Source organism: Cupriavidus sp. OTU4054, from assembly GCF_038440175.1.
In the GTDB taxonomy this organism is placed as follows: domain Bacteria; phylum Pseudomonadota; class Gammaproteobacteria; order Burkholderiales; family Burkholderiaceae; genus Cupriavidus; species Cupriavidus pauculus_D.
Window position 1 is genome coordinate 64096 of the sequence record NZ_JASATF010000011.1, and the last position, 21145, is coordinate 85240.

General features: G+C 58.6%; 30 protein-coding genes. 7 read left to right on the forward strand and 23 right to left on the reverse strand.

Annotated features, from left to right (window positions below; all coding sequences use genetic code 11):
• Positions 1–45 precede the first annotated feature (45 nt).
• From AAHB16_RS14880 to AAHB16_RS14935, 12 genes are all read right to left on the reverse strand, one after another.
• Positions 46–450 carry a hypothetical protein gene (locus AAHB16_RS14880; RefSeq protein WP_342051271.1) on the reverse strand — a complete coding sequence of 135 codons (405 nt, stop codon included), beginning with the start codon at positions 448–450 and terminating at the stop codon, positions 46–48.
• A 291-nt stretch (positions 451–741) separates the two neighbouring features.
• Positions 742–963, reverse strand: a complete 222-nt coding sequence (locus AAHB16_RS14885) for a hypothetical protein (protein WP_342051272.1) — start codon at positions 961–963, stop codon at positions 742–744.
• A gap of 27 nt (positions 964–990) precedes the next feature.
• Complete coding sequence (locus tag AAHB16_RS14890) at positions 991–1359, reverse strand: hypothetical protein (RefSeq protein WP_342051273.1); 369 nt, start codon at positions 1357–1359, stop codon at positions 991–993.
• A 5-nt stretch (positions 1360–1364) separates the two neighbouring features.
• Entirely contained in the window at positions 1365–1673 is a 309-nt protein-coding gene (locus tag AAHB16_RS14895; protein WP_342051274.1) for a hypothetical protein, read from the reverse strand.
• A 7-nt stretch (positions 1674–1680) separates the two neighbouring features.
• Positions 1681–1857 (reverse strand): hypothetical protein, encoded by a 177-nt coding sequence (locus AAHB16_RS14900; protein WP_342051275.1) that lies wholly within the window; start codon positions 1855–1857, stop codon positions 1681–1683.
• A gap of 72 nt (positions 1858–1929) precedes the next feature.
• On the reverse strand, positions 1930–2403 hold the full coding sequence (locus tag AAHB16_RS14905) for a hypothetical protein (protein ID WP_342051276.1): 474 nt from the start codon (positions 2401–2403) through the stop codon (positions 1930–1932).
• Between the two features lie 119 nt (positions 2404–2522).
• Positions 2523–2747: a hypothetical protein gene (locus AAHB16_RS14910; protein WP_342051277.1), complete on the reverse strand. Its 225-nt coding sequence runs from the start codon at positions 2745–2747 to the stop codon at positions 2523–2525.
• A 15-nt stretch (positions 2748–2762) separates the two neighbouring features.
• Complete coding sequence (locus AAHB16_RS14915) at positions 2763–3029, reverse strand: hypothetical protein (protein ID WP_342051278.1); 267 nt, start codon at positions 3027–3029, stop codon at positions 2763–2765.
• A 30-nt stretch (positions 3030–3059) separates the two neighbouring features.
• On the reverse strand, positions 3060–3368 hold the full coding sequence (locus AAHB16_RS14920; RefSeq protein ID WP_342051279.1) for a hypothetical protein: 309 nt from the start codon (positions 3366–3368) through the stop codon (positions 3060–3062).
• Positions 3365–3886 carry a hypothetical protein gene (locus tag AAHB16_RS14925; protein ID WP_342051280.1) on the reverse strand — a complete coding sequence of 174 codons (522 nt, stop codon included), beginning with the start codon at positions 3884–3886 and terminating at the stop codon, positions 3365–3367. Before AAHB16_RS14925 ends, AAHB16_RS14920 begins: the two co-directional genes overlap by 4 nt.
• An 89-nt stretch (positions 3887–3975) precedes the next feature.
• Positions 3976–4377, reverse strand: coding sequence for a hypothetical protein (locus AAHB16_RS14930; protein ID WP_342051281.1), 402 nt, complete (start codon positions 4375–4377; stop codon positions 3976–3978).
• Between the two features lie 311 nt (positions 4378–4688).
• A complete protein-coding gene (locus AAHB16_RS14935) occupies positions 4689–5054 on the reverse strand; it encodes a hypothetical protein (RefSeq protein ID WP_342051282.1) in 366 nt (121 codons plus the stop codon).
• A gap of 252 nt (positions 5055–5306) precedes the next feature.
• Between AAHB16_RS14935 and AAHB16_RS14940 the strand changes: the two genes are divergently transcribed.
• The 4 genes from AAHB16_RS14940 to AAHB16_RS14955 are packed head-to-tail and all read left to right on the forward strand — an operon-like array spanning position 5307 to position 6682.
• Positions 5307–5747, forward strand: a complete 441-nt coding sequence (locus tag AAHB16_RS14940) for a phage protein NinX family protein (RefSeq protein WP_342051283.1) — start codon at positions 5307–5309, stop codon at positions 5745–5747.
• Between the two features lie 21 nt (positions 5748–5768).
• A complete protein-coding gene (locus tag AAHB16_RS14945) occupies positions 5769–5972 on the forward strand; it encodes a hypothetical protein (RefSeq protein ID WP_342051284.1) in 204 nt (67 codons plus the stop codon).
• Positions 5973–6020: 48 nt separating this feature from the next.
• On the forward strand, positions 6021–6281 hold the full coding sequence (locus AAHB16_RS14950; RefSeq protein WP_342051285.1) for a hypothetical protein: 261 nt from the start codon (positions 6021–6023) through the stop codon (positions 6279–6281).
• An 11-nt stretch (positions 6282–6292) separates the two neighbouring features.
• Positions 6293–6682, forward strand: a complete 390-nt coding sequence (locus AAHB16_RS14955; protein ID WP_342051286.1) for a hypothetical protein — start codon at positions 6293–6295, stop codon at positions 6680–6682.
• A gap of 280 nt (positions 6683–6962) precedes the next feature.
• On the opposite strand, the gene AAHB16_RS14960 is transcribed toward AAHB16_RS14955, so the two are convergent.
• Complete coding sequence (locus AAHB16_RS14960) at positions 6963–7349, reverse strand: hypothetical protein (RefSeq protein WP_342051287.1); 387 nt, start codon at positions 7347–7349, stop codon at positions 6963–6965.
• Positions 7350–7371: 22 nt separating this feature from the next.
• Complete coding sequence (locus tag AAHB16_RS14965; RefSeq protein ID WP_342051288.1) at positions 7372–7737, reverse strand: hypothetical protein; 366 nt, start codon at positions 7735–7737, stop codon at positions 7372–7374.
• A gap of 511 nt (positions 7738–8248) precedes the next feature.
• On the opposite strand from AAHB16_RS14965, the gene AAHB16_RS14970 reads away from it, so the two are divergent.
• Together AAHB16_RS14970 and AAHB16_RS14975 are read left to right on the forward strand one after the other, a co-directional pair.
• Positions 8249–8722 (forward strand): hypothetical protein, encoded by a 474-nt coding sequence (locus AAHB16_RS14970; protein WP_342051289.1) that lies wholly within the window; start codon positions 8249–8251, stop codon positions 8720–8722.
• A 241-nt stretch (positions 8723–8963) separates the two neighbouring features.
• Entirely contained in the window at positions 8964–9326 is a 363-nt protein-coding gene (locus AAHB16_RS14975; protein ID WP_342051290.1) for a hypothetical protein, read from the forward strand.
• 310 nt (positions 9327–9636) lie between these two features.
• Here AAHB16_RS14975 and AAHB16_RS14980 read toward each other — a convergent pair whose 3' ends face one another.
• Both AAHB16_RS14980 and AAHB16_RS14985 read right to left on the reverse strand, forming a co-directional pair.
• A complete protein-coding gene (locus AAHB16_RS14980) occupies positions 9637–11010 on the reverse strand; it encodes a hypothetical protein (protein ID WP_342051291.1) in 1374 nt (457 codons plus the stop codon).
• Between the two features lie 814 nt (positions 11011–11824).
• Positions 11825–12286 (reverse strand): hypothetical protein, encoded by a 462-nt coding sequence (locus tag AAHB16_RS14985; protein WP_342051292.1) that lies wholly within the window; start codon positions 12284–12286, stop codon positions 11825–11827.
• A gap of 234 nt (positions 12287–12520) precedes the next feature.
• On the opposite strand from AAHB16_RS14985, the gene AAHB16_RS14990 reads away from it, so the two are divergent.
• Positions 12521–13183 carry a hypothetical protein gene (locus AAHB16_RS14990; protein WP_342051293.1) on the forward strand — a complete coding sequence of 221 codons (663 nt, stop codon included), beginning with the start codon at positions 12521–12523 and terminating at the stop codon, positions 13181–13183.
• Between the two features lie 1048 nt (positions 13184–14231).
• On the opposite strand, the gene AAHB16_RS14995 is transcribed toward AAHB16_RS14990, so the two are convergent.
• The 7 genes from AAHB16_RS14995 to AAHB16_RS15025 form a co-directional block, all read right to left on the reverse strand.
• A complete protein-coding gene (locus tag AAHB16_RS14995; protein ID WP_342051294.1) occupies positions 14232–16478 on the reverse strand; it encodes a DotA/TraY family protein in 2247 nt (748 codons plus the stop codon).
• Positions 16479–16554: 76 nt separating this feature from the next.
• Positions 16555–17844 (reverse strand): hypothetical protein, encoded by a 1290-nt coding sequence (locus AAHB16_RS15000; RefSeq protein ID WP_342051295.1) that lies wholly within the window; start codon positions 17842–17844, stop codon positions 16555–16557.
• Positions 17845–17856: 12 nt separating this feature from the next.
• Positions 17857–18159, reverse strand: a complete 303-nt coding sequence (locus AAHB16_RS15005) for a hypothetical protein (RefSeq protein ID WP_342051296.1) — start codon at positions 18157–18159, stop codon at positions 17857–17859.
• Positions 18160–18319: 160 nt separating this feature from the next.
• On the reverse strand, positions 18320–19633 hold the full coding sequence (locus AAHB16_RS15010) for a hypothetical protein (RefSeq protein WP_342051297.1): 1314 nt from the start codon (positions 19631–19633) through the stop codon (positions 18320–18322).
• A complete protein-coding gene (locus AAHB16_RS15015; RefSeq protein ID WP_342051298.1) occupies positions 19602–20120 on the reverse strand; it encodes a hypothetical protein in 519 nt (172 codons plus the stop codon). The genes AAHB16_RS15010 and AAHB16_RS15015 overlap by 32 nt, the downstream gene beginning before the upstream one ends.
• Before the next feature lie 37 nt (positions 20121–20157).
• Entirely contained in the window at positions 20158–20874 is a 717-nt protein-coding gene (locus AAHB16_RS15020) for a hypothetical protein (RefSeq protein ID WP_342051299.1), read from the reverse strand.
• A gap of 14 nt (positions 20875–20888) precedes the next feature.
• A complete protein-coding gene (locus AAHB16_RS15025; protein ID WP_342051300.1) occupies positions 20889–21131 on the reverse strand; it encodes a hypothetical protein in 243 nt (80 codons plus the stop codon).
• Between the last annotated feature and the right edge of the window lie 14 nt (positions 21132–21145).

Here is a 21145-nt window from a genome sequence, read left to right on the forward strand (position 1 = left end):
AATGTCCTTTTAAGTCGTCTCGAGCGCGGAGGGTCGGTGGTCGCGTTACGCCGCTTTTGCGAGCGACTCACGTTGCGACGCGAGCTCCGAAAGGAACACCGGGTCAACGACCGGATCTGCAGGGCGCGGCATCCAGTACCACGGTGTGAGGCTGCCTTCCCAGCCCGGCTCTCCACCGGCACTGCCGTCGTAGTAATGGTCGATGTAGGTATGGCCATTCCAGAAGCACAGGCATTCCACGCCGTCACCAACCGGCGCACGATCCTTGATGGAGATCCAGCCGGCCGACGACGACATGGCGTGCAGCTTGTCGGCAAACGTCTTGCCGTCATGCCAAGCGTGATTGCCGATCTCCCGATACCCGCGGTTGCCGGGACGAGCTTCCCCGAACATCGTGTCCAGATAGGCGTTGACGGCTGCGGAAATGGCTGCGGAATTATTGGGTTGCATGTGACCTCACGGATCGTTGTTCTGTAAGGCCACAGTACTGATTTGCATAGGAACCCCGCAAATCGAGACGATAGGAGGTTGCTGCCCACCCCCGCGGTCGCAGAGCGCGCTCGAGGACTAGGGCGGCGAGTTGCTCCAAGGATGAGCGGGGTGGTGGAGTGCTTGACTTCGGACTGCGCCGAGGGACGCGCGTATCAAACCCTGTGGCCTGGCGGTCTTCCTGCGTCGTTCAGCCTTCCGGCCAAGTGCGACGACAATGGCATTGCGAAGCCGGGTGATCTGAGCGAACGGCTACAGCCCAGTCAGGTGGCCTGCGATGAACTGCCGAAACTCCCCAGGCGCCAGCTGAATCGGCATCATGCCCTCGGCAACGAGAAAGCCCGTCAACTGATCGGCAAAATCTGGAACTGGCCAATCGGTGCCGTCGCTTGTGGACCGGCACCGCGCCGCGAGGGCCGCATCGATGGAGAGCTTCGCACGTTCCGAAAAGCCAAATCGCAAGATGCCGTTCATGATGGCCCGCCGGCAGGGATCGCTGCTCTATTCTTCCAGAGGAGCGATAACGTCATGCAGCGCTTTAGCTTCGCGCCATAACTCCGTGCGCTGGATATCTGTCATCCGAGACCAGATTTTGGTCGCGCTCGAGGCCGTTACCTCGATACCAGAAGGCTCAAGATAGCTCCCGCCCGGATCAAGAATCGCTTCGAGATAGACGATCACGACAGTGCAAAAATCGTTCTCGCCGCGCAATTCGAGCCGATGTTCTTCCAAGCCTGCATGGAAGCGCTCCATTGCGACTAGGTCATCCTCGGATGGCTGCTCGATCCAGGTGGCAATCTGCTCGCGCGTGAACTCTTTCAAGAGCAGCGCCGCGAGAACTGGCGAGAGAGGGTGGCTGACATCAACCATGGGACTCATACACCTGACTTCATCACACACTCGCTGACTGGACCGCGCTGCTTGGGCGAGCTTCGGCAAACCCGTAGATCGTCGGCTGCACGACGGATGCGAGTCGCCGCAGCCTTCGGCGTGTCACCTACCTGACTCCAGTCGTGGTGCCACCATGCAATGATTGAGGCTGCTGTGGCTGCGTTCTTCGCACCGACAACGGACTCGACTTCCGCTGCCACGCTGGCCCACCAGGCGGCACCCTCACCGTCGCTCGCGTTCGCGTCGACGGCGCGACGATAAATCGCCTTTACGGCATCAAGCGCGATGTCCATGCCTCTCCTACTCATGGTCTCGAAGATCGGCGAGAGAAGCTTCCAGCGTCTCCGCTGCATCTGCATGCAGACCCGCGGTTGGCTCGTCGAGCCGGACACCCGACGGCATCCGGCGCGATTCCGCCGTGTCGCGGAGTATGTTTATCGCAAGTCGCAGCGCATTTGCGGTGGTCATGGGCGACATGTTCATTTCCTATGGCTTAGGTCGTGCCGGAATCGCCTGTCAAAAAACGCTTGAGGCCCTTTCCATGCCTCATTAATCGAGTCCAGGAATGACAGACTTAGAGGTACATTTGCAACCTTCGTCGCGCCCTGGCAATGTCCAGACACCGGCCAGAAGCATACCCTTGCTGACCTCATAGGTCTTGCCGCTAGCGGCCTTGTGCGCTTGATCCTGGTGGATATCCTTATCGGATGGATCTTTGGGATTCGACATGCACGGTGCGCCAGAATATAGCCAGACTGCCGTCCGAATACCTAACGATAGCTGCTTTTCTGCATTGAGCGTCGCAGTGGCTGCATTGTGTATCAGTCTCGATATCTCACCAGCACGGCTCTTGGTCATGCTGTCGCAGCCGGATTCAAGCAACGCTAGAGACAGGGACGAAAGGTCACGCCCCTTACTAATGGATTGAAGGGCAGCTTCGAAGACCATCGCTCGACTAGATTCACTGATTTCAGGAATCTGCTCGAGCGTCCGATGTACTTCGTCCTGAACGCGGCTGCTCAAGGTAGTCGTTGAGGAGCGACTATTCGATGACGCTTCCCGCTGTTTCGCTCTGAAGAATCTGAAGAGACCCATCCCCACCCTCCATTCTGCCTTCTACTTGCTCCGTTGCCTTCTCGTCATCAGGCGACTTGGCGATAGATGGTCGGCCCAGCGATCAGGCCCACCTCAACCAAGACGAGTTTCCCATAGTACCTGGTGGACTCACGGACTTCGTACCCATCTTCATCCGCCCCCATCGACTCCAGGTGCTCCGACACGGTGGCCACTTCATTGCGCACGGCTGCCAGGTTCCGCATCACCAGATCAGCCTGGAGGGACTGCAGGCATTCACGTAAGGTTGCCACGACTTCTCCTTATTCTCAGATCGGCGTCACGCCAGAATGGTCGCACGATACTTGGCCCGCAGCAGCAAGTCCGGCAACGGCGCAAGAACTTCCGACATGAATTGAAACCTCTACACAGCACTCTACGCCATGCTCGCGCACCGCACGGTCGTACGCCACCTGCGCAAGCTCCAGATGCGCCTTGTCGCCGGCAGCTAGGGCCTGAATTGCCGCCTTCTCAGCGGGAGTCAGATTCGTACTCATCGTCTCCGAATTCCCTACGTCCAGTTTGTTGCCGTTCACATTATCCACGCCTCGCCGAGATCATGAACGCTACGCTTCCCGGATCGAGGGATCGATTGTGACAAAGTCGCTATCCTGGCGCTGGGAATCGGCGAACACGCCGCCCTTTGCCACGGCTTTGGCCTTGAGGCGCGCAATTTGCTCCTCGGCCGCTTTCAGTCCGGTCGGATCGTCACGGTAGGCGCCATCGACGATGCTGTTCTCGATCTGCGTCCATGCATCGCACTGCGAACACAGCCCCGGCATGTCTTGATCGGTGAAGCGAGTCCGGCGGGTGCATACGTTGCACCGGAAGACCGGGCTTTGTGTAGCACCGCGCCGCTTGAACCAGTTGTTCATGGGTTTGCTCCTTTCCGGGCATTCGCCCAAGGCGTTTTTGGCGGCGGCGCAAATCGAGGCATACGGGATGCCTCGCCGGCAGCGTCCTGCTCCCCTACCATCGCTAAGACCTGTGGATGCTCAAGGGCTCCGAGATCGTTGTGAGCAAGCAGCTTCCGGTAATCCGAAGCCATGGCCTGCGTGCTGTGCATCTCGAGGAACGCAGCGTAGATAGCCGGGGTCATGTGCTTCGGCGCCTGGCGGCCAGTGTAGAGGTAGGCAAGTTCGCGCACGTGGCTGGCCAATCCGGGCATTGCATCCCGACAGTTCACCAAGTCGTACCGACCACGGTATGTCGCGCCATTCGCCCACTCGACGAAAAACTCGCACTTCTCACAGGCACTGTCGCGGGCGACAGCCTCGGACCAGCGCTGCATCGTGGCATCAGCCTGCTCCCACGATGCTACGCGCTCGGTGATGCCGCTGGCGGATGTGCCTTCGACGCGGGTGAGAGAGATGGAGGTTACTCGGCTTCGCATGGCGATTCCTCTTCGTTGTGTTCCGTATCAGCGGGCACCGAGACGAGATCGAGCTCGGTGGAGGCCCGCACCAACTTCTCGGCAATGTCCTAGAACTGCGGATGACCAGCCAGCGCGTCCGGCACTTCAATCCATGGGCTGGTCCGATAGGCGCCGTCTCGGGTGCAGTCAGCCCTGTAGTCATCTGCGTCGGCCGCAGTGTCCAGCGAATGGACATACAGTTCAGTACTCGCACCACCCTCCTGGATCACGACGAAGTGAGACTGCGGCATCGGGGTCGTCTTTTGGTCGACCTTGACCTCGATTTCGTCCGGCTTCATCGTGATCTGATGCGCCAGCCATTGCCAGTACCCGGACACGGTTTCTTCTTGCGCCACGGCCACGCGCCACATTGCGCGGGTGAGCTCCGGATGCTCGCCATCGCCGGCGGTGTTGTAGATGTCATCGAGCTGCTCGGCGCTCAGGCCGGTGCCCTCGAAAACTGCTGTCATCGGTCACGCTCCTTCTTCGGAAAATTCTCGTGAGGCGCTGGGAAGAACGGCATGGCCGCGCGAATTCGAGCCCACAACGGTCCACGCCCCGCCGGCTGTCCTCGTAGGCCGTAGGGTTTGCCGCCCGCCAAGCCGGATCGCGCTCCTGGGCGATCAGGGTGCGCACCGCACCAGCGGAGGCATTGAGGCGCTCGATCTCCGCGCTAAGCCTGCGTAAGTCGGCGCACACCTTGTCCGCTGCCGCCGCGTCTCGTTCCCTTAGGGCAGCGGCCAGCCGCCACTGCATCGAGTTGGCGAGCTGCTTGATCGAGCTAGCTTGCATGGGAAATGCCCGGCGTCGCGCCTGCCATCGTTCGAGCACTGTTCTCTGCCTCGAGCAGTTCGGTGTGCAGAGCCTCGAAGACGACCTGAGTGATAAGCCGATTCGCGTACCGTTCCTGTCGCTCGAGGGCCGAGCGAGTCGGATCGCCGACTTCGGTGATCATCCGCCCAAGCCTGCTGACCATGGCGTAATGGAGGCCGCAGCCCATGTACGGCTTGTTGCCGAGCGCGAAAACACGAGCAGCCAGGGTCGGTAGGCGCTGGGCAGCGCGGCGGCGCCACTTCTCCCATTCCCGGTCCGCTTTCCGGTCCGCTTCCCAGTTCTTGATGTCCTCTTGCGTGAGCGCTGCCGTCATGGTCTCTCCCTGCCATCCCCAATCTGTTCGGATCAACATATCTATTTCAGGTGGACCCAAGCAAGTCGAAGTTCGAGCCGCGCGCGGCGCCGCTCACCAAGGGGACACGATCCGGCGTCTCGAAACCATACACATCAAATTTGCGTGGTTATATTAGGTGTGTATATATTTAGATTCATGGGTTGACATGCCGCCCACCGAGTCGGCGGGCGTGGCAGTTAAGAAGTGAGAATCAGCAGGGGGTATCGGATCGTGGCACTCGTAAAGACGCAAGACCTGGCAGACGCCGCTCTTGATTGGGCAGTCGGGAAGGCCGAGGGCATGGAAGTGTCGATCAATGGTGGACGCGTGTGGATTGGCTCAAAGCGTCCCTTCGATCCGTCGGTGAGCTGGGGCGACGGAGGCCCGATTATCGGGCGAGAAGGCATTGCTACGCGGAAGCATCAAGCATCTGGCACTTGGTACGCGATGGCCCTCGCTGACATCGGCGATATGCAAACCCCCAATTGGAACGAGATGACGGCTCGCGGTGGTGAGCGCTACGGTGCCTATTCGTACCAAGTGCATAAGCGTCGTCAGCGATTCGGTGGACCTACCATGCTCGTCGCCGCTATGCGCTGCTATGTCGCGAGCAAGGCGGGTGCGGAGGTCGATGTGCCAGACGATCTGTTGGCTTGCAGCCTCGCTCTCTAACCTCTACGCGGAGATTGACCAATGGCTGCGAAGCCGAAGATTGGCCGTGTCACTGAGCCGGGCGAAGGAGAGGTTCACGGCGAACCCGATGCTCTCTCCGGGAATGTCACCCTGTGCGGATTATCTGACTTCATTGGCGCGAAGGTCGGTGAGTCCACCAATGTGCCGGTTACCTGTGCCGCGTGCATTTCTATCTTTGAATGGTGCAACAAGCACCGCTCCTAAACACATACAGCCGTCTGCGGCGGACTATTGAGCGACCGGATACATAACATGAACGAACTTATCATCGCGGCACGCGCCGTCGTAGAAAACTGGGAGGCCGGCAATCTGGCCGGCGCCGTGCGCATGCTGCAAGGCGCGCTCGATGGGCTCCCCGAGCAAACCACAGCCACGTCTGAGCAAATCGCAGTTGCGAAAGACTACACCGGTTGGTCAGACGAGCTTTGCTTCCACGATGACGCGGAAATTTCCTTGGCCGACAATGGCCACTGGATCAGCTGCTGGCAGTGGATTCCGCAAATTCCTGACTGAAAGGAACGTTGATGTTTCGCGTCTACCTCAGATCCCCGGATCAGACGGTCGATCCGGAGTCGAAAACCAACACAAAGAGCCCGGAGGCTGCCGCCGAGGCCTTTGCGGAGATCATCTCGCGCAGGGAGTTCGATGGAAAGAAGATGGCCGCCGTGCTGACCCATAACGGAAAGCAACTAGCCCTCCATCGGTTCGACCGGAAGCCCGGCAGTGCAGACCACTGGCGTGATCGGATGGGAGACATCCCTTGGCCACCGGGTTTGGTGGGGCGCCCTGCAGAGATGGAGGGCGGAAAGCGGGTCAACGTCTACCTCGACGCCCAGAGCCTTGCTCGAGCCGCGCGCCTGGGGGACGGTAACGTTTCGGAGGGAATCCGCCGCGCATTGGCTCGGGATGACTAAGGTCCGCCGAATCGCGCGCAAGCGCTGCAGCGCGATGGGATGAAGAGACCACGTAGCTCGCCCGCCTTGACCTCGGCGCCGCAGTTCCTGCACACGTGTCGCCAGACGCCCCCCAAAAAGAATCCGCCACACCTGGGGCAGTGATCCGTCGCGTCGGCAACCTGGGCGGGAGCGGCCCCCGGCGATACGTGGCGAACCGAGTGAAGCCGCTCACCGAACTGCTCGATATCATTGATGCACCGTGGCGTGGCGCAACGCTTCGAGGATGTCGTTCCCACTTTCAACGTCCCGTTGCTGGTTGAGCCAGCGCGCCCTGCGACAAGATCGAATCGATGCCGACCAGTGCCGCTACGAACTCACAGTCAGGGCCGGGCAGAACCCCCTCGCGCTTGCTGTACACGTGATCCCACATCGTCCGCTCGATGAGCGCGCGCAGATTGCGCAATTGATGCGCCATGCGAGCCTTGTGGCCAGAGAACTTGGCGACGGCGGCCTCATGCCCGCATTGATCGCAAATGACATGGCTTTTGTCGGTCCAATCCTGATCGCTCACGATGTCAGTGCCCTCGGGCAGTAAGCGGGCAACGGTCTGGACCTCGACATTGAGGCTCGTGTCGCTTCCACATTTCGGGCATGCAAGTCCGTGGTTCTCAAGAACGGATCTCATCCGATTCTCCATTTGGGTTTGCTCAAAGTTTGCGATAGGCCGTAGGGGGTAAGGCGAGCGCGGCGTCTTGGCGCGCGGGGCTGGCGGCGCGGGCACGGCGTGATGTGCGAGCGGCCAGCCACAGAACTGGCGAGTAGGTCGCGACGAGGCAAAGCGTGCTGACCCAAGCCGGCGGCGCAGTGATGCTGGCGGAGTACCCGAGCGTCGTTAGCAGCGCGAGCAGGAAGGCGGTGGCCACGTTGGCGACTCGCTCACCCTCGAACGCTTCTCCGGCATCACCAGCGATCTTCATCTGGCACCCCACCAAGGCGGCAATCGGCGAGACCAACATGGAGGGCATTAACGCGATGGTGACGAAGGAGTAGGCGAATTCGTAGCTGGATTGCATGGGGACTCCCGTTATGTGAATTGACAAACCCAACTTACTGATCTGGTAGGGAACCTCGCAAATCTGTCCACGGGCGACTCATCGGTGGCGGTATGGCACCCGGGGTCGTAGCTGTCATGGCCTAAGCGCTGAGCCTGCGAGTCGTGCAAAAACTGGCCTTAGACACCCAGTCGTCGATGCGGCAATGTCCGCAAGAAATAACCAAGGGGTGTACTGATATGGGGAATGGCCGGTTTCAAGGTCATGTAGGTGCTGGATTGCTACAGGAGCAGCGCACCACCGGAACGGACTCTTCGCTGGAGGCGCTGCTCGAAGACAGCCGATTTGAGATGGATACTAGGGCGGTGGCTGCGTGGCTGGCTCTCCAGCCCGTTGGCTGGAGTATTCAGACAGGGGATATCGGAACCAGGTTTGGCCTTAGCCCGGAACGCTGGAAGCGCGTAGTTTGCTTGGGTCAAGGCACGCTCGTTAGGATGACTTCATCAGCATCGAAATATGAGGTCAATGGCCAATGAGCAGCATGCAAAAGGTTCCACCGCATGAATTGAGCTCGGACATTCATCCGGCAGCGCTTTACATCGAGGCATTCACGAGCCATGAGTTTCCCAAGGTTCGCTGGGCAAAGGTCCATCTGACGCCGAAATGGATCGACCGCCTGCTGCAACTCCGCCAGGCGTGTGTGGCCATGAATCTTTCTGATGCACGTGCGTTTGGCGGGCCAGCTCAGTGGAGCGGCGAGTCGCAGTGGCGCCCTGATCTCCCCCACCTCCGCGTGACGCCCCACGACTTCTGGTTCGAGGTGACGCCCAAGAATGTCGATGCGATTGTTCAGACGCAAGCCGTTCCATTCGAGATCTTTTTCACACTGTTGCGGCAGGATCGAGATGGCCAGTGCGACTCGGACGAGTTCAAATGGATCAATGGCGCTCTGTACTGTGACGGATCGAGTGCAGAGCTGCTCGCGGACGACGTTGCGTCAAGCTGACTCCAATCTGAGTATGGCTCGGCAAACCCGGCTGCTCCGGGGCCTGTGCTATCAGCGCTCTGGGCTGAAGCTTGTTGAGCGGCCTCGTAGCCAGGCAAGCCGCCGGCGGGTGCTCTCTCCGAGGTTCCGCCCGGTAGCAAGTCATACGCATGGGCCGTCCACTTCGGCTTCACATCTGCGCGCAGGGTTTGCGTGGTTCCATACCGGATCAGTAGGCTAGTCACACCGAAAGAGGTCGCAGATGGAATCGAAAGAGATCCAGTTTGCTGTCGCGCACGTTGCCGCTGGCTGGATGGTCGCCCAGGCGTCCGAACTGGAGCAGCTTCGTGAACTCGCTGCCGCGGCTCAAACTGTTACCCGAGACTGGCCGCAGGTCGTGACTGATGAGAATATGAGTGGCACGGATGCCGTAGACTGGATTGGACGCCTGTACCGTCAGGCGGCTCAGGCTCAAGGTATGAATACCGAGCAGGTCGATCCGGACGACGTGGCGGAATGGGTCGGGCTGCACTACGGCAAGGACTACAACGCCGAGTCGAATGGGGCTAAGGCCGAGTGGATTCGCCGTTGCCAGGAAGCTCATCAGCAATCAAACGACGAGTAGCCAAGCCCGACGACGGAGCCGTGACATAGCCTGGGCAATCGGTCCCAGCTCCGATGCTTATCGGCAAACGATCTGGATCTGGCGGAGTTGGCGCGCTCGCATGCGCCCGGCTGAATGAGCGGTAATCCAACTTCGCAAAGGGCTTTGCGTCGATCCCTTCAAGTAACGGCGAACCGCGGACAATGGGAGATTACCTGACACTCAGCCCCCGCCAGACATCCCTGCAATCAATACCACGCTTGCCAGAATGACTTGCGCCAGTTCATTCTGTGCACAGGGAAGCGCTATGGGACCATCCGCATTTCGGGAGTCATTCAGTGCCACTCGTCGTCCCACGGAGTCCCGCCATTTCGCGGCCAGAATCGGTTTCTCGATCGGCGGGTTTGTCCCCGCCGCCTCGCGCACTTCGATGGGAGTATATTGCCTTTCCATAATATCCACTCGCTTTGGAAGGCGCATTACCCATTTCCTCAGCTGTCGCAGAAACACCTTGACGCGCCTTCCTATTCGAGCCGAATTGGCCACGCATTTGATAGAGAGTAAAGCGCTGTCTACCTTTTCCGAATACCGCAATCGAGGATCGCCAGAGATATTGGCGCGCACGAGAATAGATCGCGGGAAATTCTTCTCCCGCGTTCAATAGGGTCCTCACCTTGGTCATAAACGCATTCACCAGTGGCCTGTCTGATTCATCAATTGAAACCAGCCGATATTTCGCTGGTTGCTGCGAATCTTCTGGAGTAATCGCATCTGGCTCCCGTTCAAGTCTGGCCAGGCCGGCCGTCCAGTCCGCTTCCTGTCGTCTCTGCTTTGCGGTCTTCACGCGCAGGTGCGATTGCGACTCATCAGACCAGACCGCCTCCACCCATTCCACAGGGCGCAATCCGGCGGCCAGCCCAGCTCGGAGCCACGCGGCAACCAAGGCGCCAGCAGCCAAATGATTGGACGACGACTCCGCCTGCTTATCGAGATACCGCAGCAGTCGGTCGAAATCCCGCCTTGCGAACGTCCTTTTGCGTTGAGACTTTGTTGAGTACCGAGTCGCGGTGGTACCGGGTTTGGGGCCTTTGAATCCGTCCTTAGGACAACCCGTGAGCAGGATTACCCGCGCCTGCATCGCCTCCGAACTGTCGTGCATGCCGTCGAGCCAATAGAGCACCGCAGCCCGGGTTGTGTTGAAAGTCGAATTGCGTAGTTCCGGTACTCGGCGTAGCAACAGGTCCACGATCTCCAGCGGGCCAACCGGCCGGTGTCGGATTGCACCCTCATCCTCAGCGACAACTCGCCTCCATAACGAGTCCACCGCCCAGCGGTAGCGACGCAGCATGACATCCGACACTCGCTGCGGTATGGGGCCGAATGTCGTCTCACCCGTCGCGCGCACGTCGTGTTGCCTTCGGCCAGTCTTCCCTGGCTCCAGTAGATCAGCTTGCGGCTGGCCGGTCTCACGGGTTTGATCTTGCAGTAGTCCATCGGGTCGATGGCTCATCTGCGTCAGGACGTAATCTGGGATCTGCCCCCTCTCGGCGGGTGACCTGAGATCGACGAACTTAGGGATCCAGTTCTGGGGGGCCTCATCTTGCCGGCAATCCTCACCTAGATTGGACCTCGATTCCGGCTCAAACTCCCCGGGGACATCATGTTCACAGTCAATCATCTTCCGCCATTCCGAGAAGGGACGCATTTGCATCCTCGACTTCACTACACAGGTAACGTAACACACGTTTTCTGCTATGGCCGAATTGTAATATTTTGACGGCCAAAAACGTAACAAATTTGACTGTTCTTTGGCATTAGTTCAAAGCGAGCTTCTTATCAATCAGCTGCCTCGAATTCGCCCACTGCATCGACCGATGGACAAGAAATACGAATGCCTGTGGACGGTCCCGTTGAACTGTTTAAATCTAAGCCGTGTAGCAAGAGACCATCAAAGCCCTCGATGTCACATATCAAACATCTATGTAACATTGGAAGAGCATAGTTTCCGCCTAAATGTAACGTATCTTTGCCTCGTTCTACACTAACTTTTGTCTTTCCGATCAAACGCTTAGCCATTAACTAGATGGCTCGATGTGTGCTCTTAGTTTTTGATCGAGTCGATCCTAGTATTTAATTCCTCCCACTTAGCATTTGATAGCGGCCCACAGAAATATCCAAATCGGATCGGCCCCTGCAGTAGGGTTATGAGCCGGGTGTGCGATCGAAAGCGCCTCAAAGCATTTAGAGGCGCCTCAAAGCGCTTCGGCGCGCTCAAGCGCGCTCGGGCGCGCTACGACGCACCAAGGCGCGTTAAAACGCGTTAGAGCGCGCAACGGGAGGGGGGCGGGTATGGGATGCCCGCGACCTTGTGGAGCTAGCTAAGGCACGAGAACGCGAGGCGTCGGCAGCGGCGACTCGCGGGACATTGGAGCTGGCGTGTGCCAGGTGATGAGGGGAAGCCGGCCATCAAGCCGGCAGGATGAAGAGGTCTACTGGATGGCCTAAGCAGAGGAACTTGCTCACTGTGCGCGTTGCCGCGGCCCGTATTCTCGTTTGCGCGCCTCCCGCAGATCGTTATAGATCTGAGCGCTGTCTACTTTGGCCTGCGATACCAGAGCGGCGATCCTGCTGGCTGCAACAATTGGCGCTACCGAATCGCCCGCAGCCCGGGCGTGGGCTCTTGCCTGATTCACGGTCAGCATGATCCGACGCTGACTGCTGTCCGAGTCCTGACTGGTGCAATGACCAGCAAAGGCGAGAAGGTCTAGAGCGGTACGACTCGTGTTTTGAAGTCCGCTCAGCAGCCATTCGCAGTCCCCCCCCCAACTTTCCAGCCGCGGCGATTGGAGATGCTGGTCTATGGCGGAGAAGGCTTGTGACATCTCCATCGCGAGGCGCTCAGAGCTCGCAACAACTGCTGTGCCCAAACGCTGGAGGAAATGCCCCTGAAGAACGGAAGGGTCAGGCGTCGATGAGATCATGTTGAAATTTCCTTTGCCATGCTAGTTGGCAATATACTCGCCTCCGCTCTCTGCGTCTAACTGCTGTACGGTCGCCGATGATGGTCCTCAAAGAAAGATTTGCGTGGTACCCCCACTACTACGGCATCATATAAGCGTGGGGTAGAAGCCCGTATGGACCGGGTAAGCTGCTTGCCTATCTGTACACAAATGCTGATGCTGCGCCAGTCCCGGGTAGCTCGAACTGGGGAAAATATGAAGTTTACCAATCACAACTTATCCGAAAAGGGATTGGCTCCTTTCACTGCGGTAATGGCCGGCCTTGGAACTGGCGTCGTGGCCGCGCAGACTGCCGCCGTTAAAGGGATTTTGGGTTCGCGCCTGTTGACCATGGCTGTATTGCTGCCCTCTGCGGCATTTGCGGCCTTCGTGCTCGGCTACTCCCCTATCGGCTTAGGGCGCGTCCTTCTCACCGGCGATTTGACGCCGATACGAGGGAGCGCGGCTCACGCTCATATATTGGCCTGTGCCATAGCGATATTCGCGCTGGTTACGACCGCCTTGTACATCAAGGCATATAAGTTCGGATCAGGTGTTTTTAGCTACGCAAGCGGCTGGATAGTGCGGCTCGGCATTATCGGCGGCCTTGTGTTGGCGGCCGTTGCTGGCTTACTCGGGTATGAAAGGACCGCTGCGTATATCGCTGCAGCTCTGGTCGCGTCGTACCCATTGATGGTCGCGGAGAACCTCGCGGTCGTGATAGCCAAGCATCCCGTTGCAGTCGGGCAACCGGTTGCCGAGATCGAGAAGTATCTCTGGCAAGGTCTTCCCGGCGTCGTTGCGAAGCTATGCGTTTGGATTGGCTTTGCGGTCGTGGTTCTCCGAGCCCTGATTTGGTTCACCTACCTTCGTCATTGATGTCTAACCTACTTACAAGATTAGGCCCCACTCCGGGGCCTATTTCTTTTGGTACCACGGTAATCTGAGGGTTAGTTGAGGGTCGTAGACCGACCATTTGGCCTTCCTCCGGAAGCTCCTGCTTCTGTCGCAGTCGCCCCCGAAGGCAGTGCTTTATCACCTACCGCTGGCAGAGTGCCCTCGAGGTTAAAGTCGGATCGACTATATACCTCCGGCCACAACCTCACGTTCAAGCAAAAATGTCAGAACAACACACACTCCGCGAGGGGACCATGAACCCTTCCCGTCTCGCGGGACGAACGTATCGGCCCTGATGAAAACTCTCCGGGCTGCCTTTGTCGCGAACCTAGGATGCTCGACCGGCCGCTACCGACGCTGCGTGCCATGGCAAGTCGATTAGCGTTGCCGCCCCGAAGTGGAGAGGCTGCCTGGTCCGCATCCGCAGCAAATTCCGAACGAAGTATTGGTTCGTGGATAAGTGCAGCGACCGGCCCGGGTCTATCCGTTTCGGAGAGCTCTACGGGTTATACGGGGTCGCCCCTAACACTGCTCGGTACCCGTCGTGGATGTTGGGCCGTATAGGGTTGCCCGCCACGTGTACCGCACCGAATGAAAGCCGTACCTGTCAGTTTCCCGCTAGCTCATACATTCGACGCGCTGTAATACGACCATCAGCCTCGAGTTGCGCCGCGCCAGAAAGGGTCTGAGCTGCCGGTGAAAAACGCAATGCCCGATACGCCGCTGTGCCCCAGCACTAGCGCCGTTTCGTCGCTCATTGGGCGCGGCGTGGGCGGCGGTTGGGCCGAGCAGCGGTAGCGCTACACCTGCCTGCAGCACGCCGGCGCAACCGCGGGCCGGGACTTGCGCCACCAGGCGATCCGCCAGCGGATGCTTTATGCGTTAAGCGTCGGCGAGCGTAAGTGGCCTGTATGTAGACGCATCAGTACAGCTTGGGCTCAAAAGTGTATGCAATAAAGACGACACCCGCGCTCATTAAGGCAGCGCGGGTGGCGGCAGGTACCACTTTCAAGACTGTATTGCCAGATCGCTATTTCGGCATGCTGGCGTGCCCGCCCCAACGGGCGAACGTTTGAACGGTCCCTTCAACTTTATGGTCGAGTTCCTTGGCCATGCGCGCTTCCATGCCATTGCCAAACCAAGCGATAACGCGATCCGGAAGTTCATAGATGAGGTTGAACAGGACTTGGACCAGCATGATCGTCAGCATCAAGAAGATGCAAAAGAATCCGCAAATGCTGAGCACGCCCGTCGTTGAGTTCCCTTGGACATTAGCCATCGCTGGCCCGAACATCTGAAACAGCAGCGTGCCAACCAGGACCGACGCCGCGGAAGCGAAGAAGAAGCCGAGGACCATGAGTCCGGGGCGCAGCAGCATGTTCAAGACGTACAAATAGCCTTTCTCCGTCCGCTGACCAAGTCCCTCCCCTTCCGCGTGCAAGTGGGAGAATGCCCATATCTGTGCGGCAATCAAGCCCTCAATGAAGCTGGCGAAATAGCTCACCAAGCCAGTGAACCAGGTGATGAAGGGGATGAACGGCACATAGAACGAAAGGATCATGCCGATCACCATCAGCGCGCCAAGAAGTACCGGAGCAAACCCGGCAAGATCAGACGCGATCGTTCCGAAGATGCCGCCCATCTTTAGGAGTTTTCCACCCGCCTCCGCCGCTTTGCTTGCGAGGCCGCCACTCTCTGATCCCGTCAGCCCTCCGGTTGCGGGAGCAACGGCTCCACGAACGGCGGCAACTGCGACGTAAGCGCCCTGCACGCCCACGAGGAGCCAATCCCCGAGGTTCTTGGCAGCAATCAACGGGTTGATCATCCCATTCCCACCGGAATTGCCTGCCACTCCGTTGGTGATGGCCATAACGATGGACTGTCCCACCGAGCAATTCCCTGTGGCGGTACCAGCGCCGACCGACTCGCCCGCTTTGTTGGTCGCGTCACCGATAAAGTTCGGAAGAACGCTAGGTTCATCGCAAAAATCGCCAGTTCTGCTTGCTAACGCCGTGCTTCCTTTGATCCCCAAGGACTTTAGCCCATCGGCCACTGACTCAATACGCTGGCCGCCGGCGACAGCAAGGGAGTCCTCAGGACTCTGCACCTGAAGGGTGGTCTGGGTCATGGCGGTCTGAACGGCGGCATTCATCTCCGCGAAAGCGCTGTACCACGAGCCGATGGTCGCCCAACCGCCTTCTTTCATGTTCGCAAGTGCCCGGTCCTTCATCGAGCTATCTTCCTTCGAGTCACCTCGAATCGCGGCCATGAAACGATTTTGAGCGCCGACCATTAGCTTCGCAATATCCATGTCCGGATATGGTGGGACGGGGTTTACGCGCATGTGGGTCTGAGGATCTTCAGCCACATAGGTATCAAACCATGCCTGCGCCAACGGTTTGATATTGGCATTCACTGAGTCAAGGGCAGACGGATACTGCTGATTCGTGCGGTCAGCAATGGCGGCGATCTTTTCATAATCCACCGCGGCATTTCGGAAGCCGATAAGGCTGGATCCGGAGCGGGTGCCGCTACCTCGAGTGATGATCGTGATGCTGCCGCACGAGTCCGGCGCCACCAACTTTGCGCCGTCGAAAGCAATCTCCTGCGTCGCCTGGCCGGTCTTGGATCGGTAGTCGTTGGTCAGCAACGTACACACGTGCATCGCGAAAAGTTCCCGGCCGAGTTCGCCAGTAAAGCCGACCGTGCCAACTCCCTGGGCGATGGCAGGCGGAGGCACAAGCGCTTCAAATTCCGCGGCACGGTCAATTGCTGTCGTCGACAACAAATTCGCGATGCCAATTCCAAGGATACCTACCGTCATCATCACGGCCTGCGCGAGCGAGAAGCCACCGAAGACGGGCAGCATTCCTCCCACGCCCATTGTCATACGGATGGGCAACCAGAGCGTGCTTAAGCGCTTCCCGAGAACCTCCCCTTCATGTGCTGTCTGTGCAATCCCAGACAACACGTGATAGCCAACCCACGACGCTCCGATGACAAACAGGCACGCATTGAAGATGAAGAACATGCTCCCAAGCAACTCCGTCGGCGGGCCAACCGCGGCAAACGGATTCTGCCCGAACTGGCCGAGCATGTTATTCAGTATGTTGCGGGCCTTATCGTCAGCCCCTGAGCCGGCGTCTTCGATCTGGCCGTAGGTTGGCATGTCGCCGACTGCCTGTGCCCAGGTATGTGCCGACCACGCAATGAGCACAACGCCCATCACTATCGACAACCAGAGCAGCGCTTGTTTGCGCCTGATGGAGCGATCCATTATTCCCTCTCCCCTCAGAAAAAGGATTGCCCGCACAATTGGCGGGCATTACCTCAGTGGTGTTGAACGATGCGAACTACCGGTTTGCTGCGGCGCCAGACTTCAAGCTATTGAGGTAACCCTGAAGCACCGGCCGAAGGTTCTGCTGGATCAGCGTTCCATAGATCTGTCCGAGCAGCACATTGGTGTGCTTCTGCTCTTGGATCTTTAGATAGTCCATTCTCCTGCCCAACGCCGCGATGTACAGCTGCTCGCGCATTTGAGCCTCCGGGCCTCCCGCCGTCATTTGCTTGAACCAGTCTTCATTTCCAATTCGCATCTCTGCTGAAATGAACAACAGGTCCGCATCGGATACACCCTTCGTCGCCCAGTTCGGGAAGTTCTGGTCGAGGTATTTTTTCAGCCAGGTGCCGAAGGTAGGATCGGCAAGCGCCTGTGTGACGAACTGCAGGTTGGCTTGGCGAGCCGTCATCCAAGCCCCGTAATCGTTGACGGGCTTCTTGGCCATCGACATGCGTGCCTCATAGACGTTCTTCAGCCCTAGATAGGCCTGTCCATTTAGTGTCTTGAGTTCCTCTGCACCCACCATCCGAGGTGGCAACGGATCTCCGATGTTGTTCAGATATGCCGACATCGCTTCCCCTTCATCACCGACGGGGTCAATCGTAAGTCGGCGCTTCTCGGACCCAAGTACCTGCGGCCCATCAAAGAGTGTGTCGGCGCGGATATCAGCATCGACGAATCGGTTCTTGTTCGAAGGATTCACACCTGCCCCCCGGCAGAGGAATCGCCGCACCTGGTCGCCAACCGCACCACCTCCTGCGAAGGAGCCGCACGATCCGATCCCGATGTCCGCGGCCTGCTTATTTGGATCCGAAGGTGGCAACTGCTCTTTTCGAGCAACCTCGGCGGCCGTTATCTGGCGGGGCGTATATGTGTTCTTCGCCGATGGCGCGGCGGCGGAACCCTCACCAATTCCCGTCCCAGCTGAGGATGATCCGCCCCCACCGCCTCCCTTGGCAGTCGAAACAACGCCGCATTGTGTCGGCGGGTAGCGATTCTGCGTACGATTTCGCTCTGTCTCGCTCACAGTGCCACGGGTGGTCGTGCTCACCTGGTCAGCTGCCTTTGCTGTCTGAGTGGCCACAAGCTTCCCCTGCTCCCCAATGGCCTTCACGACATCGGATCGCATCGTGTCGATACGATCCGTCACGTAGTCCCTGCTTGAATCAATCCGATCTAGGATTTGCATCTTTCCGGCGACGTCCACACTGCAAACCATAACGGCCGAGGCTGATTGAGCAGCAAGGAGCATCGCAGCTCCAATGCCGAACTCGAGCGCCGCCGCGCAATACGTGTGTCTCATGCTCGAGCTCCTTTACAAACCCATCATGCTACTCAGGCGATCCCAGATGTTGCCGCCTGACTGATTAGCCGCTTGGGTTGCGGTTGACTTCGCCGAATTGAGGGCAGACGTAGCAGCGTTCGTGGCTGCATTGGTCGCCGCGTTGGTTGCTTGCGTTCCAGCATTCTTCGCAACCTGCGAGATGTCCGGAACGCTACGACTCGAAAGAGCACCGCATGCCGACGACTGAAGGTTCTTCACCAGGCCGTTGAGAATGCTGTCGATGGTCGAACCCATCCCAATACTGGCACCGGAACCATAGCCGAAGTCAAGCATGCACTTTTGCGCCGCTTGGCTCGAATCCGAGATCTTCTGGTCCGAGTTGTCAATCCGGTTCACTTCACGATTGATCCCCGTCTGTCGTGCAGTCTCCAAAGCAGCGCAAGACTGATCGCTATTGCTGTCCGCGTGAGCGGCTGCCGCGGCGACGGCTAGACTAGCCACGCTGACGAAAATTGAACGACGGACGAGTACCCTGAGCCTGCTGATTCTTGTCATTTCCATGGTTATGATTACCTTCCTTTTCTGCGCCATCGGCCGATCCATCCGAGCTGGCGGTGCCCCGGGTTGATTGCACGGACGAGGGAGATTCCTTCACAAAATCCTTGAACAGATGCACATCGAGTTTCTGCATCGCCTCGGTTTCGACCTTCACAAAGACGTTTCGGGCACGCAGTGTCGACTTCTCTATCAGTGCCTTGTACAACGTTGTCGCCGAAGCTAGAGCCTGCTGACTCAGCATCTCATTCCGGTGGGCGTTGTCGAGCACGCGCGCAGTCAACAGCCGATATTCGGCGCCAACAAGTGTCGCGGCCCGCCCCATGGCGCCTTGCATCCAAGAAGTGGCCATGTCAATGTCCGGCACCTCGACCTTGTTTTCATTGACGATCTTGATCACGCCAGCCAGGAGGTCCGACGCGACGTCCTCCGGCGCGCGACCGAATGAAAAAACTGCGTTCGGCTCGGCGTTCGGATCCCATTTGAGGATCTTGACGCTCTTCACATCGTCGAGAAGAGACCAGACCGCTTTGGTTGCCGACACCTGCAGACGACTTCGCGCGACGTCGCGCTCATCCGCTTTGCGGTAGTCCGCCGCATGATGAAAAAGGTCAACGACCTGCTGATCGATGGCTGGCACGAAGCCGTTGAAGATGTCATCGCTCAGTGCAAGGAGCGGCTCCGCGTCGAACTTCCCGGTCTTCGACCATTGCTCATGGATGTAGAAGCAAGCTTGCTGCAGTAAGCGCGCGCGGAGGTAATCCGGAACTCTTGCGCCCGGGCCCACCAACGCGCGCGCGAGCCGGTCTGCCGTCACATGCGCGCCCTCAACAAGGTGATTGAGCGTTGCCACCCTGACTTCACGCGGCACTTCGGGCCCACTGCCGGGATCCAGCGCAACCGCAGCCGCGAGTTGCGTTAGGCTCTTGGCTGCGGCCGCAGTAATCTGCAGCTCCTTGCGCGGCAGCACGCTGGCTCCGAATGGCGTTGGCTTCGATGCGTACCGGTCCTTGTCGAGCGCTGGCGGCGTCTCGACCGAAGTCCGGCCTTTCACGCGTACGATCGGCGTTACCGTTGCTTCTGCAGCGAGGCCGCTGCCAAGTTGGGTGCCCGTTGCTGCAGCTAGGTCGCCAGATGGCATTCCTGTCGGCACGAGACCCCGTCTCGCCATCTTCACAATCGCCGAGGAGGGGATCCCGATGCGCTCCCGGCCGTCCGATTCAGGTACGTTGCTGCTCGATGGCGTCGGCATGATCACTCTCCTTCTCAACACGTGGCGAAGCAGATTCCCGTCTGAAGTTTGGATTGAAGCGTTCCGGCAGAGGGATCTCCGGAAGGCCGCTTGCGTACCAATCGATCTGATCGAATGCCTGGATATGCGTTGCAAGATCAAGGTCGGCGCCATTCGATAGGCCCAATACCCTGGTGGCCCCTTCGATGATGGCGAGAATGCGCATAGTCGACGCGACATCCGTCCCGATTCCCGGGAAGCTGGCGTTAAGCCCGAACATCGCTTCCTCATCAGTGCTCAAGCTGATACCAAGGGAGCCGCTGTCGGGGTATGCCCCTTCCATTCGCTGCCAGACACGTTCAGCCTCGATGGCGATCACAGGACCAAACGACTCTGGCTGAAAAACAGCGACCGCAGGAATGTCTGCATCACCGATGTGGAATCGAACTGACAGGCGCTCCGCATAGCGAGCAAGCAGGCGATACGGGCAGTACCTCTGCATTGGCATAACAACCTCGTGCGTAGCTGGAGAGTCTCTACCCATCTCACATTCCTCGGACACGTTCCGATCGCGCAGACCTTCCGTCATATGCGCTGACGTACTGATCCACCTCCTCTTGGTCTTCGAAAAGGGGCAACAGGTATTGGCCACCCGTCAGACCACGGACGGAAACAGAGCTCTGCACGGGTAGGGGTGGCACATCGACTGCCATCGCATCTGTCAGTGTGTGCGCCGAAACCTCGCCACGCTCGCGATCAGGGGGCGTCCATGCAGGGGAGAGAGAGGGCACCGAAACTACTTGGTCGTCCGCTTGAGTAACCGCAAATGCCGGTAGTTCATCATCCGACCCACGCTGCATGAAGCGGTATACCGTCGATTCGTACTCCGCTTCACGCATTGCCTCTTCGACCACAGCGAGAACACGCTTCGGGTCGACCTCGATTGCATCTCGTAGCCGGGCAGCCAGATCTTCAATCTCGGACGAGAACAAAAGCTCAACGCACATATCGAAGGTCACTCGGCAGTCTTCTGCGCCAGCGATCCAGGTACGAGCGTCATTCGCCAACTCTCGCTTTTCGGCCGATACGGCGCGACCGACGGCGTCCGCTTCGTGAACAGCAACGAAGTCCACCAACGCGGACCACAGCAAGCGGTTTGCGAATCGCGCCGCACCTTCGACATTCCATGCATCTTGGCCGTTGCCTCCGTCGACTTCCCGGGGCGTGTCGAGCGCATATGCTTTCTGGATCGCAGCTTTCATTTAGTTTTTACCTGTTACGCCGCAATAGTTTTACCGGTACGAAAGCGACGCATCATCGCGAGTTGCTGCTCCCGAAACTCTTCTTCGGAAAGGTTCATCTCCTTTCGCACTTCCCCAGTGGCTCTGCCCTCGACGAAGAGAGCGGTGAACATATGTCGATCCTGCGGCTGCGTCGCTATCGACGACAGCAGATCATTCAACAGGCTCTTTGCTCTCCCTTCTTTGGGCTCGCCGCGATTGATGCTGTTCTGGTTCACAATCTTCTCCGATA